A 13,591-nucleotide genomic window follows, 5' to 3' on the forward strand; every position below is an offset into this window, starting at 1 on the left:
ACAGTTAGTAATTACTAAATGGTGGGCCTGGGAAGAGTTGAACCTCCGACCTCACGCTTATCAGGCGTGCGCTCTAACCACCTGAGCTACAGACCCCTGATTTATTCAAGCTGAAGCTTTCATATTATCTGTAGGCAAGATATCAATAAAAGTCTTTTTATTTGCTGACCTTCTAAAGCTGACCCAGCCTTCTACTTTGGCAAAAATCGTATGATCTTTACCTATACCAACATTCTTCCCAGGATGAAATTTTGTGCCTCTTTGGCGCACAATTATGTTACCAGGAATAACCTTCCCATTCTTCTTTATTCCTAACCTACGACCTGCTGAATCTCTACCATTACAGGAACTACCACCTGATTTTTTAGTTGCCATATCTTACCTCTTACTTTTGAAGATTAATTTCATTGATACGAAGAACAGTTATATACTGCCTATGACCAGTCTTTCTACGGTAATTTTTTCTTCTTTTCTTCTTAAAGATTATAATTTTTTCTCCTCTACACTGCTCCAATACTTCAGCTTTAACAGTAGCATTAGATGAATAAGATAAGCCATTATTTGAAATACAAATCACCTTATTGATTTCTACCTCTTTTTTTTCTTCAACTTCTAACTTCTCTACTTTTATTATACTGCCTTCTTTTACTAAATATTGTTTTCCACCAGTCTCAATTACTGCAAACATGATAAATATAAATTATTGTTATTAACTTTAATCGTAAACGATGTCATATATGCTGTCAATATAAATAAAAAACATGACTTAATGCTCCTTCTGAGCTACTTAAATACTTCTATCTTTTTTTACCTTGTTATTTGCTTTTTCTCAGACAATAATTAATTCTCAAAAAATCTTGTTTTGAACAGAAGCAAAACTTGATCATTTTTAATCTCCCTCACTTTGCTTTTGCGGCAGGTCTCTAATTAAAACTCCATAATATGGCTTATTAATTATCTAGCAAAAATTCAGCTTCAATTTGAAAAAAGTACAACCTGTTGCTATTCAGCTGGGGTTTTATAAGTTATAATTTATTCCAAGCTCAAATCCATGATTATAATCTTCAAATGCTTTCAATAGACTATAACCAGCAAAAGCACTTGTCCTTGAAGAAAGCGGAAAATCAAGACCAGAGCTTATTTTATATGAGAAACCAAACTTTGACTGTCCAATAAAATCGATAGCAGCACCTACACCAACATTGACATACGAAGTGATATCCGTGTTTGTAAACTCGTAATGATAACGTAAATTTGCTAAAATTCCTCCTTGCAGTCTATATTTAAAAATATTTGCAACTGAAATCATAGGCTCAACTGAAATTTTTACGCTGTTTGTGTAGTGATAACCGATACTATGACTAAAATTGCCAGAACTGTATGACGAAGAAGTATAGATCCTATCTCTAACCCAATCAACTCCAAAACATGGTACTGATACCAATTCCCACTATACAAAGAACGGATAGACAATAATGGGAAAAAAGCCATACTAAAGTAAGTGAAGTAGCGAGGTATAAATGGCATTAAGATCAAAATTATTGGATGAAAAAGTAGTAGAATCAGCAAAAGAAATGCTGAAGAAAGTAAGGAACAATGTATATGTTTCAAAAAAACTAAATGCTGTAATTGCGGCAAAAAAGCATAGTATAACGGCTGTAGCAAAAATATATTGCATTTCAAGAAGCGCACTAACTTCGTGGATAAAACTCTTGAAATTTGGCAGAGAAGAAAAACTGTTTGCTCCTCCATCACGCCGTAGAAAAACTAAATTAAATCAGGCTCAACTACAGCAAATTGAAGCATGTATAGAAGAAAATCCTAATATTACCATTAAAGAAATGAGAATAAGAATCCAGGAAAAGTTCGGATTAAATATCAGCAAATCTACAGTACACCGCCATATGCAAAAGATGAAATTTTCATATATTACACCAAGACCAGTACACAACGTACAAGATAAAAGTAAACAAGAGGAATTCAAAAAAAAATCTCAATGAAGTTATTGGCAAGTATCCAGAAAAAGAGCTATTTTTCTTTGATGAATCAAGGTTTGGCACACATTCGAAAGTTGGGCATGGATGGTTTAAAAAAGGCACTAGGACTCGGGTTAAAATAAAATTAGGTAGGCATAATTTTTATCTCTACAGTGCAGTTAATCCTAAAAATGGAGAGAGTTTTAGCTTATTTGCACTAAATGTTAACACTGATTGCATGAATGTATTTCTTGAGCAAATGTCGCAATATCTAGGGACAAGAGAAGCTGTTCTTGTTATGGACTGTGCTAGTTGGCATAAGTCAAAAAATTTAAAGGTAGCTAAAAATATTGAGATTATATACCTACCTCCATATTCACCTGAACTCAATCCTGTTGAGAGGCTTTGGTTATACATAAAACAGAACATTTTGCGCAATAAAATATACGATACAATTGCTCTGCTTTAGGGTGCTTTGTGCAAATTTATTACTTCTCTTGCCAGCTCCACAATTAAACAACTCTGCAATTTCTCCTATTTGACTGACCAACAATGAGAATTGGTATAAGTCTGAATCTTTTCCAGTTATTTCAGAAGAGGTTAAATCTTTTTTACGCATTGAGAACGATCAAGATGATAAGTTGATTTCAGATCTAATTTTTATGGCAACTGATTATGCTGAGTGGCATATGGAAAAGTCACTGGTGAAACAAACATGGCAAGTTTCATATGAATATTATGTACCTCGTAGGATCTATTTAAGCTATGGCCCTGTGAGTAAGATAGTATTGGCTACTGCAATGATGTCTAAAGGTCAAGAGAAGAGAACACTTAAGTATTATTTTAGTGATGTAGGGGCTACGTTGAGTTTTTCAATTATTTGAATGCAATAAGAGTTGATGTTGTATACGAGGCTAGCTATGACAATGTTCCTGAGCAGATAAAACTAGGTATTATGCGGCATGTTTCTGCTATTTACAAAGATCGTGAATCGTGGGTAAGTAGCCATTTGTCTGAAGTGAAGAAGGTGTATTCTCCATTTCGCGAACCAAAGGTTGTTTTGTAGCTCTTTCTTGTCATCCAAGTAGCTCTGTACAAACATTGTCCACCAGAAGGGTGTCATCCCAGTGCCCAGACACTGGGATCCAGAAAAATTGATTGTGCACTATACAACATTTTCGATCAAAAGCTGGATTCCAGTGTCAAGCACTGGAATGACACCATCTGCCACGCAAATTGCCTGCAAATTGCAATGTCCGTACAGCCGCGTCTGAGTAAATCTGAGGATTAATCATGGAAAAAATTCAAGCTATAAACGAGTTGTACAGTAGCATTTATGAAGCACTAAAAGCAAACTCTGATTTAAGGAAATATGTTACTAACATTTATGACTACTTACCTAAACAGGTCACCATTCCTTACCTGAGATTGCATGTAGTGAATTATAATAATCTGCATATGCTGTCCAATTTTGCTACAAAGGCAAGATTTTCATGCGACATATATACCCATCATATAGGCAGTATGTTTGCCATTATAAGGTATATTAACTTGATACTTAAGAGTATTAAATATTCTGATAATGAAACTATTTTGGAAAGTAATTGTGCTATGAGTCAGCACGATGAAATTTTACATTCAACAATTAATTTTGATATTTTAATGAAAGGAGGTGATAATGAGCAAATTACAGCTAAAAATTAAAGATCATGACAATAATTTTATTGTGTTAAATAATATACGAAACCTAATACCAATTCTCATTGTTGATCAGTCAAATAGGAGAAATTGCAGAGTTGTTTAATTGTGGAGCTGGCAAGAGAAGTAATAAATTTGCACAAAGCACCCTAAAGCAGAGCAATTGTATCGTATATTTTATTGCGCAAAATGTTCTGTTTTATGTATAACCAAAGCCTCTCAACAGGATTGAGTTCAGGTGAATATGGAGGTAGGTATATAATCTCAATATTTTTAGCTACCTTTAAATTTTTTGACTTATGCCAACTAGCACAGTCCATAACAAGAACAGCTTCTCTTGTCCCTAGATATTGCGACATTTGCTCAAGAAATACATTCATGCAATCAGTGTTAACATTTAGTGCAAATAAGCTAAAACTCTCTCCATTTTTAGGATTAACTGCACTGTAGAGATAAAAATTATGCCTACCTAATTTTATTTTAACCCGAGTCCTAGTGCCTTTTTTAAACCATCCATGCCCAACTTTCGAATGTGTGCCAAACCTTGATTCATCAAAGAAAAATAGCTCTTTTTCTGGATACTTGCCAATAACTTCATTGAGATTTTTTTTTGAATTCCTCTTGTTTACTTTTATCTTGTACGTTGTGTACTGGTCTTGGTGTAATATATGAAAATTTCATCTTTTGCATATGGCGGTGTACTGTAGATTTGCTGATATTTAATCCGAACTTTTCCTGGATTCTTATTCTCATTTCTTTAATGGTAATATTAGGATTTTCTTCTATCCACTCTTCAATTTACCGTAGTTGAGCCTGATTTAATTTAGTTTTTCTACGGCGTGATGGAGGAGCAAACAGTTTTTCTTCTCTGCCAAATTTCAAGAGTTTTATCCACGAAGTTAGTGCGCTTCTTGAAATTCAATATATTTTTGCTACAGCCGTTATACTATGCTTTTTTGCCGCAATTACAGCATTTAGTTTTTTTGAAACATATGCATTGTTCCTTACTTTCTTCAGCATTTCTTTTGCTGATTCTACTACTTTTTCATCCAATAATTTTGATCTTAATGCCATTTATACCTCGCTACTTCACTTACTTTAGTATGGCTTTTTTCCCATTATTGTCTATCCGTTCTTTGTATAGTGGGAATTGGTATAAGATGCAATTTTTAATCAAATAAAAATGTAAAATTGCAAATAAAGTTGTACATAAGACTGGATTTTAAAAAATTCCCATAGAATGATATTATGGAAATAAGAATATAAAATTATTGTAACAAAACTAAATATATTAGCATATATTTAAATAGGGTAAGGTCAGTTTTAACGCTCCATTAAACGGATACCCAATTGTTCAACACTATCAATTTCAATTTGTAAAGTGTCCTTTATAAATTCATTAGCCTGTCCTATGTTCATTAAAACTCTATATTTATTGGAATTTGGCATAAACTTTTTATAACAGCTCTACTTTTCAATAAACTCCATTTGCATTTCTTGTATATTACTTTCTATTTGCTCTATTTGTTCTATCAACCTTTCCTCTAAGTCAAGATTACCGCTCAGCCTCGCTTCGGTTCTTTCTTTTCGTAACGCATTTAATTCTTTTAGTAACACTATATTATTCCACACAATTTCTGCAGATTTTCTCTCGTTCAGTTGGCTATTTAGTACACTAGTTTTTTCAAATACATACTTTATAACGTCAAACTGTTTCAATTCTTGTAACAAAGCCTCTTTACCAAGTTTGCTTTTGTTACTTATTACATCAATTACACGCTGTTGTAATCTTTTCATCTCATTAGTAAATTCAAAATGAGAAAATTGCTCAAAAAATATAGGACGGTTCAAGATTTCAGGAAATTCTACGGCTATACGCAAAATTATGGTCTGATTTTGCTCTTCCTCAATTAGCTCTGGAGATTTGTTATGAAGATACTCACCTTTTGTTGCTCTAGTTTTACTATTAAAAATCTGTTTTTTGAAGCTACTTCTTAGTTCACTAGCCTTATTGTAAAAATAATCTCTATAATACCTTCTAATACTGCTGTTGCTAATAGTATTTACATATTCCATGAACTTGTGCTCAAGAACTGAATATTTTTCCGGAGCAAGTTTTTCATAATTTTGCAAGTTGCTATCGATTATGTGATGCCATAAATATTCAGAATGCAGTTTTGTTGAATGGTCAAGAGCAGTCAACACGTCTTCTTTCTTGTATGCCAGTTCGTTACATATATCGTATGGATCTTTATTACTCGGCAAAGTCACAAACTTTAACGTGTATCCAGGCTCTAATATTGGCAGAGCAAGTTCTGCAACTCGGGTAGCAGCATGACGTCCAGCACTATCGCCATCCATACAGATGGAGATTTCTTTAGCAAATCTCCATAGATTTTTTATCTGTTCTGCAGAAATTGCGGTACCAAGTGGAGCAACTGCATTACTAATTCCCGCTTGATGTAGCGCTATAGTGTCCATATATCCTTCAACAACAAATATGTGCTGTTTTTTACGTATTTCGCTTAAAGCAAAGTTTAATCCGTATAAATTCTCCCTCTTCTTGAAGAGCTGACTCTCTGGGCTATTTAAATATTTTGGCTGTTGCTCAGAACTCAGCGCACGTCCGCCAAAACCAATAACTCTTCCTGCAATGTTGTATATAGGAAATATCAGCCGGTCATAAAAATAATCATGAAAATTTTTGTTTACTAATCCAATATCAATTAAAATTTTGTCTTCAATACCTGAAGAGTTTAAATACTCTTTCAAACCAGAGCTTGGTGCATAACCTATCTTAAATTTATCTATGATTTCAGGTAAAATCTTGCGCTGCTTTAAATAATCTACAACGCCCTGATTTTTTTGTGCAAACCAATTTGCAGCTAAATCAAGCGCTAAAAATAGTTTATTGTCCCCTTTTGTAATACTAAGACTTTTGGGCAGTTCAACAACTGTAACCGATGCTAATCTTTCCAATGCTTCTTTAAAGCTTAATCCTTCAGTTTGTGAAATAAATTCAAATGCATCACCACTAGCTGAACAACCAAAACAGTAATATAACCCCTTAGTATTGCTCACCGAAAAAGATGGGGTTTTTTCGTTATGAAATGGACAGAGCCCAACAAAACTATCTCCTCTTTTTATTAGCCTGACTTTTTTACCTACTATGTCAGATAATAATAATTTTGATTTTATAATATCTATGTGATCCATCTTATTGAATTAGTAGTAGGATAAAAATTATATAGAATTTATACACATCTGACTCGAAATTTATTTCAAGCTTTAGGACTCCCGAAAGATCAGGAGTATTAAAACGGCTTGACAGAAAGATCAAAATAAATTACCCATATAAATATCCTTAAGTTATGCAAGATCAACTTTTTATATGTCAGATATAATATCAATTGCCTCAGATCATGCTGGTTATGAATTAAAATCAGAAATAAAATCCTACCTGGAAACCCTGGGTTACACAGCGGTAGATCAAGGCTGCACTGCTAAGCAAAAGTGTGTAGATTACCCAGACTATGCTGTTAAAGTTGTAGAAGATATAACAAGCAAAAAAGCAAATTATGGGATATTAATTTGTGGTACAGGTTTGGGCATGAGTACTGTGGCAAATCGTTTTGAAGGAATCTACGCTGCTTTATGCAATAGTGTTGAGATCGCAAAATTAGCTCGCGAGCATGGCAACGCAAATGTACTGTGTCTTGGTGCAGGATTTACTGCGAGTGGATTAGCAAAAGACATAGTCAAACAATTCCTAGAAACAGAATTTTCAAAAGAAAGCAGACATAAAAAACGTCTTGATAAACTCAGTAATATAACCTCTAAGAAAAAAAAAACAAAAACTTATAACGAAGATGAAATATCAAAATTCGCTAAAATGGCAGGCCAGTGGTGGGATGAGAACGGCAAATTTAAACCATTGCACATGATGAATCCTGTGAGGGTATCTTACATTATTGAGAAAATAAAAGAGTTAAAAAAATGTGATTTAAAAGAATTATCATTGCTTGATGTTGGATGCGGTGGTGGCATTTTGTCAGAATCAATGGCACGCGTTGGCATTAATGTTGTGGGAATAGATGTATGTGAAGAAAACATCAAAGTGGCACAGTCACATGCGAAAAAAGTAGGGCTTAATGTAGAATATATGCACACCAGCATTGAAGAGCTAAGCAATGACAAGAAGTACGACGTGGTTCTGTTGATGGAAGTAGTTGAACATGTGGATAATTTAGAGTTTTTCATGAAAAAAGCAATAGAGCTGCTAAAACCAGAGGGACTGATCTTTATATCCACAATAAATAGAACTATCAAATCCTTTTGTCTTGCAATAGTCGGCGCAGAGTACATATTAAATTGGCTGCCGAAAGGCACGCATAACTGGAATAAATTTCTCAAGCCGTCAGAAATTGCAAATCACTTAAGAGAAAATAATGTAACGCTGCAAAACATGGCTGGCATGGAGTACAACGTGATAAAGCGTGAGTGGAATTTAACTAAAGGCGTGGATGTGAATTATATACTTTGTGGCTTGATGAGTGGTTAGATTTAACTCTATAAAAGCACCATTTTCACTTCTTCCTTATCCAATACTTCGAAGAATCTAGACCGGGTTTTTGACAGGTGCCTGCATTAGTTATCAAAAAACCCTTCGGACAACAACCCCAATTGTTACAACGCTGCTTACACCAATTCCCACTATACAAAGAACGGATAGACAATAATGGAAAAAAAGCCATACTAAAGTAAGTGAAGTAGCGAGGTATAAATGGCATTAAGATCAAAATTATTGGATGAAAAAGTAGTAGAATCAGCAAAAGAAATGCTGAAGAAAGTAAGGAACAATGTATATGTTTCAAAAAAACTAAATGCTGTAATTGCGGCAAAAAAGCATAGTATAACGGCTGTAGCAAAAATATATTGAATTTCAAGAAGCGCACTAACTTCGTGGATAAAACTCTTGAAATTTGGCAGAGAAGAAAAACTGTTTGCTCCTCCATCACGCCGTAGAAAAACTAAATTAAATCAGGCTCAACTACAGCAAATTGAAGCATGTATAGAAGAAAATCCTAATATTACCATTAAAGAAATGAGAATAAGAATCCAGGAAAAGTTCGGATTAAATATCAGCAAATCTACAGTACACCGCCATATGCAAAAGATGAAATTTTCATATATTACACCAAGACCAGTACACAACGTACAAGATAAAAGTAAACAAGAGGAATTCAAAAAAAAATCTCAATGAAGTTATTGGCAAGTATCCAGAAAAAGAGCTATTTTTCTTTGATGAATCAAGGTTTGGCACACATTCGAAAGTTGGGCATGGATGGTTTAAAAAAGGCACTAGGACTCGGGTTAAAATAAAATTAGGTAGGCATAATTTTTATCTCTACAGTGCAGTTAATCCTAAAAATGGAGAGAGTTTTAGCTTATTTGCACTAAATGTTAACACTGATTGCATGAATGTATTTCTTGAGCAAATGTCGCAATATCTAGGGACAAGAGAAGCTGTTCTTGTTATGGACTGTGCTAGTTGGCATAAGTCAAAAAATTTAAAGGTAGCTAAAAATATTGAGATTATATACCTACCTCCATATTCACCTGAACTCAATCCTGTTGAGAGGCTTTGGTTATACATAAAACAGAACATTTTGCGCAATAAAATATACGATACAATTGCTCTGCTTTAGGGTGCTTTGTGCAAATTTATTACTTCTCTTGCCAGCTCCACAATTAAACAACTCTGCAATTTCTCCTATTTGACTGACCAACAATGAGAATTAGTATTACCATTAAAAATGAAAAGTAAGGCTTACCTTGTACATACAGAATTAGAACCATTGAGGTCTTTCTACGATACCGTCCAACCTATCCTTTTTAGGAGGAAGCTCTTATCTCCAAAACAGATTCTTGATCTTAGAAGGGCTCCAGAGTTCTTCCTCCTCCATCTAATACTTAAGCTTAAAATACTAGATGCTTTTTTCAAGATACAAGCCTCTTTCTTGTCATCCCAGCGCCCTGACTACTTGGATCCAGAAAAAAGAATGGTGTCATGAAAGTAGATGGCACTGGTTCCTTTATGACGGTGTCATGAAAGTAGCTGACACTAGAATGACAGCAGTCCTACGTCATACCGTCACGGCATCTCTAGATCCCGCTAACAAGTAGCGGGATGATGGTTGTCAGGGTGTCATGAAAGTAGCTGACACTGGTTTCCATCCAAGAGGGTGTCATCCCAGTGCCCAGACTACTTGGATCCAGAAAACTTAACTTTAAATAAGTGGCTGCATAATAAAGACTAGATTCCAGCGTCACGCGCTGGAATGACACCATTTTCGGTCTCTTAAATTGCTTTAGCTACAAACATTAAGAAATTTACCAAATAAAAAAAAGTCAAAAGAAACCCCGTTGGTGGTTGGCTATTTACTATGTACTAAAATATTGGCGTTTTTTTATTCTAAAACGCTTGATTAAGAGCGATTTAGCTGCTTTTAACTTGCAACTAACCTACACCGCAAGTATTTAAGAAATTTACTAAGCAGGAAAAAAGGCAAAAAAACCCCGTAGTAGCTAGCATTCAAATTCTCCCTTGTCAATTTGACGTTTTTTGCTGTCTTAAACGCTTTGTAAGCGCGTTTCGGCTTTTGTAGGTAAAAACCCAGAAATTTTTAAAGACATGCGATGCACGTAGTGCGAAAAATTAAACATGAGACGCCAAATACATTAAGTTTTTTGTCATTAACCTGCACAGATTGCGAAGATAAATAAATAGCTTCAGTTTCATGATAAAGGGGCTGGCGGAGTTTGTAAAGTAATTTTTCGTAGCTCTCATGACTTAAAAAGCTGGATTCCAGCTTCACGCGCTGAAATGACAGATTACTGTTACCTTATCTAGATACAGAAAAAAAATCTTAATACTTAACACATTTTTCATAGTACACACCGTATGATTGATAAATAAAATAATGAATAGATTTACATAATGTTTGGAGGTTACCAATGGTCAACGACAAGATTACTTTGAACTTTGAGATAGAAAAAGGCGAACCTATAGATCGATACTACTTTTCTGCACGTATGAAGCTTACAGATGAAAGCAAAAATCTTTTGCGTGAGAAGCTTGGCAGTACAATTCAATTCGATAACCTAGATGATCACTTCAATCTTAACCATGAGAATTTTTATATCTACTACAATAAATATAGTGAGCACAACGGTAGAAGTGAGCTATACGTTAGGGATGATAACGGTAGATATTTAACTTCCAATCTTCCACTTAATCACTATGGATTCTCAATGGAACTATCATCTGATGGGGCGTCAATAGCAGATTATGGCTTTTATCCTCTTTATGCAATCTATAACCCAAATCACTATGATAAGGCAAAGGAAAAAGTATTTGATGATCACGGTGAATTGTCACCAATTGCATCAAATATGTTAGATAATTTTTTCAGCAACACAAATAGCTTAACCACACAAGGGATATTTTTACAGTTGCAAAATGAAGCTACTGAAAAAGAGGAGAAATTGATAAGAGAGAAAAGACAAGCAGAAGAAGAATTAGATCAAAAGAATGAGGAATTAAAGGAGTTCATAGAAAAAGGTGAAATTACCTTGTTTAAAGTGTTAAAAGGTAATGACGTAGGTAACGGGCGTTCAGCAGTAGTTTTACAGTTTACTGCAGAAGGTAAGGGGACAAATGAAATTACCCTTGATTCCGAAAAATTCTATATAGCAGATTATGAAGATAGTGAATTCTTGCATTGTGTTAGCTCTGATTATGACATGCTACTTGATTATGAAAATTTATTTTTTGTGCTCAATCAAAGCTTCTACTCAGACTTTGAAAGTGGGTTTTATTCAGCAGACAGCACTGATCCCTATAATTACGCTAAATATTCAAAAGAACCATATTTGAGTGGTGATCAGCTATCTGAAAAATTATCTAATGAATTGGAGAAAGATAGCAATCAGATAGGTACTGAATTTACAATTGATGATGAACAAATAGACGAAGAAGTCGTAGTAGAAAGTGAAATTAAATCCAGGAGGAAAAGGGCAGTTGATGAAGATAATGCAGAAGATACTATAGGAAACATAAATGAAACAAATGAGGTAACCGGTGCGACGCGTTTGCACTCTGCTTCTTTATCAGGGGATTTGAATGAAGTTATCGAACTTGTAGAACATAGCTCAAATATTGACGCGAAAGATAAAGCCGGACAAACACCGCTACATCATGCTATTAAATCAGGAAATACAGAAATAGCAAAATATCTTATCGATCAAGGTGCAAATCTCAATTCTCAAGATATTTATTACGAAGGAACTGATTACTCTTGTTTTAAGACACCTTTGCACTATGCCATAAAATCGGGAAACATGGAAATAGTTGAATACTTAGTGGAACATGGTGCAAATCCTAATATTCCAGATGCTCACAATCTCAGGCCGCTCGACTATGCTATAAAGAACACAGCTTTAGTAAAATATCTTGTGGACAATGGTGCAGATATTAATGTACGTAATCCGATATTCCATTTTGTTAAGCTAGGTGACCTGGATATGGTGGAATATTTAGCTCAACATGGTACAGATCTTAATGTCAAAAACACCTCTGCTCAAACACTACTACATTATGCTATTGAACTCAAACATACAGAGATAGCTAAATACTTAATAGATCACAATGTAGATATTAATACTCGAGATATTAGTTCTGGTAAATTTCCATTACATTTTGCCATGAGCATGAAAAATATAGAGGTAGCAAATTACCTAATAGAGCATGGTGCAGATGTTAATGTTAAAGATAGTTACGGTTTAGCACCTTTACACTTTGCTGTTAATTTAGGAAATCAAGAGATATTAGAATATTTAATAAAGAATAATGCAAATATTGAGGTTCGAGATAGTGAAGGCTGGACACCACTTATTCATGCTGTAAGGCATGGGCAATTGGACGAAGTAAAGTACCTGATAGAGAATGGAGCTGATGTCGATATTCGTGGTAATGAAGGATGGACGCTATTTGAGCATGCTGAACAGTGGATAGATGATAGAAGAATATTAAAAAACGTAATAGATAATGATAGAAAATATGCAGATGCTGCAAGTTGGGAAAAGACTGGAAAAGATATACTCGATTACCTTAAGGGAGTTACAAAAAACACTATACAGGAAGAAGAATCTAACTATATAGATCAAATGCAAGCGGATGATAGCAGCAGTTATGTTGAAGATCAACCAGCTTTGCAAAGCAATCGTGATGATTATGCTGATACGAAAAAAGCTCTGCAGGAGAAATTGCATGGAGATGAAATACGCAAGCAAAGTAATGAGAAAGCTCAAAAAGATATGGAAACAAGAAAAGTCACTGTGGAAACTGACAGTAGCAATAATAAAATTGAAAAACAAGCAAAACCAATAGAAGACGAACAAGAAACTGTTATGGCAAGTGTGATAGAAAATATGGATAAAAATTCTGATAGTGAAGCAGAAGATTCTAACAGTATTGCAAATGCACAACATCCCTTAAAAATAAGGACAGGAAGTCCTCTTGAAGTGGGAAAGTATGAGGTGGAGCTGCAAGTGACATATGATGATATAAAGAATTTTTATAATGCGATAGTAGAACATAAGGATCTAGCCAATGATGGAAGTAACCATATTTTATATAACAAAATTGTCAGACCAATTCATGGCCATTATAATGAATCATTTACTCTGCCTGAAGCATATGTTGCAGATGGTCACCTGTTTATTCAGGATAGAGATTTTGGAACTTTATATGATTTCAATGAAATGTTTTATAAAAGTGATGAGTTAATTTGATCAATATTAGTATAACAAATTAAATTTAATAAGTATTTTATTAAAATATCAATTGCCCAATG

9 protein-coding genes, 1 tRNA gene and 5 pseudogenes are annotated in these 13,591 nt (G+C 34.4%); 9 read left to right on the forward strand and 6 right to left on the reverse strand.

The genetic code is table 11. The annotated features are described in order from the left end of the window. Positions 1-19: 19 nt before the first annotated feature. The 4 genes from OPR24_RS05285 to OPR24_RS05300 all read right to left on the reverse strand — a co-directional run bounded on the left by OPR24_RS05285 (position 20) and on the right by OPR24_RS05300 (position 1,444). Positions 20-96 (reverse strand) — tRNA-Ile (locus OPR24_RS05285). Positions 97-105: 9 nt separating this feature from the next. Further along, positions 106-375: a 50S ribosomal protein L27 gene (gene rpmA / locus OPR24_RS05290; protein WP_096617064.1), complete on the reverse strand. Its 270-nt coding sequence runs from the start codon at positions 373-375 to the stop codon at positions 106-108. A gap of 10 nt (positions 376-385) precedes the next feature. Next, positions 386-688 carry a 50S ribosomal protein L21 gene (gene rplU, locus OPR24_RS05295; protein WP_096617066.1) on the reverse strand — a complete coding sequence of 101 codons (303 nt, stop codon included), beginning with the start codon at positions 686-688 and terminating at the stop codon, positions 386-388. Between the two features lie 330 nt (positions 689-1,018). Continuing rightward, positions 1,019-1,444 carry a P44/Msp2 family outer membrane protein gene (locus OPR24_RS05300; protein WP_265033020.1) on the reverse strand — a complete coding sequence of 142 codons (426 nt, stop codon included), beginning with the start codon at positions 1,442-1,444 and terminating at the stop codon, positions 1,019-1,021. A gap of 76 nt (positions 1,445-1,520) precedes the next feature. On the opposite strand from OPR24_RS05300, the pseudogene OPR24_RS05305 reads away from it, so the two are divergent. The 6 genes and pseudogenes from OPR24_RS05305 to OPR24_RS06640 form a co-directional block, all read left to right on the forward strand. Next, positions 1,521-2,532 (forward strand): annotated as a pseudogene (locus OPR24_RS05305) (IS630 family transposase). A gap of 85 nt (positions 2,533-2,617) precedes the next feature. Beyond that, a complete protein-coding gene (locus OPR24_RS05310; RefSeq protein ID WP_265033023.1) occupies positions 2,618-2,860 on the forward strand; it encodes a hypothetical protein in 243 nt (80 codons plus the stop codon). Beyond that, positions 2,857-3,042 carry a head-tail connector protein gene (locus OPR24_RS05315; protein ID WP_265033025.1) on the forward strand — a complete coding sequence of 62 codons (186 nt, stop codon included), beginning with the start codon at positions 2,857-2,859 and terminating at the stop codon, positions 3,040-3,042. The genes OPR24_RS05310 and OPR24_RS05315 overlap by 4 nt, the downstream gene beginning before the upstream one ends. Positions 3,043-3,100: 58 nt before the next feature. Further along, positions 3,101-3,244, forward strand: a pseudogene (locus OPR24_RS06635) (WPE palindromic element domain-containing protein); the annotation flags it as partial. Positions 3,245-3,269: 25 nt separating this feature from the next. Beyond that, a complete protein-coding gene (locus OPR24_RS05325) occupies positions 3,270-3,680 on the forward strand; it encodes a DUF3168 domain-containing protein (protein WP_265033027.1) in 411 nt (136 codons plus the stop codon). After that, positions 3,655-3,726: pseudogene (locus OPR24_RS06640) on the forward strand (phage tail tube protein); the annotation flags it as partial. The gene OPR24_RS05325 and the pseudogene OPR24_RS06640, both read left to right, overlap by 26 nt. Positions 3,727-3,736: 10 nt before the next feature. Here OPR24_RS06640 and OPR24_RS05335 read toward each other — a convergent pair. Together OPR24_RS05335 and dnaG are read right to left on the reverse strand one after the other, a co-directional pair. Continuing rightward, positions 3,737-4,748: pseudogene (locus OPR24_RS05335) on the reverse strand (IS630 family transposase). 393 nt (positions 4,749-5,141) lie between these two features. Further along, on the reverse strand, positions 5,142-6,890 hold the full coding sequence (gene dnaG, locus OPR24_RS05340) for a DNA primase (protein ID WP_265033029.1): 1,749 nt from the start codon (positions 6,888-6,890) through the stop codon (positions 5,142-5,144). 175 nt (positions 6,891-7,065) lie between these two features. Here dnaG and ubiG point away from each other — a divergent pair, with 175 nt between their 5' ends. The 3 genes and pseudogenes from ubiG to OPR24_RS05355 all read left to right on the forward strand — a co-directional run bounded on the left by ubiG (position 7,066) and on the right by OPR24_RS05355 (position 13,529). Further along, positions 7,066-8,235, forward strand: a complete 1,170-nt coding sequence (ubiG, locus tag OPR24_RS05345) for a bifunctional 2-polyprenyl-6-hydroxyphenol methylase/3-demethylubiquinol 3-O-methyltransferase UbiG (protein WP_265033031.1) — start codon at positions 7,066-7,068, stop codon at positions 8,233-8,235. A 222-nt stretch (positions 8,236-8,457) separates the two neighbouring features. Then, positions 8,458-9,469 (forward strand): annotated as a pseudogene (locus OPR24_RS05350) (IS630 family transposase). Positions 9,470-10,691: 1,222 nt separating this feature from the next. Continuing rightward, positions 10,692-13,529, forward strand: coding sequence for an ankyrin repeat domain-containing protein (locus OPR24_RS05355; protein WP_265033032.1), 2,838 nt, complete (start codon positions 10,692-10,694; stop codon positions 13,527-13,529). Positions 13,530-13,591: the final 62 nt, after the last annotated feature.

It is taken from the genome of Wolbachia endosymbiont (group A) of Sicus ferrugineus, from assembly GCF_947251515.1.
GTDB lineage: Bacteria > Pseudomonadota > Alphaproteobacteria > Rickettsiales > Anaplasmataceae > Wolbachia.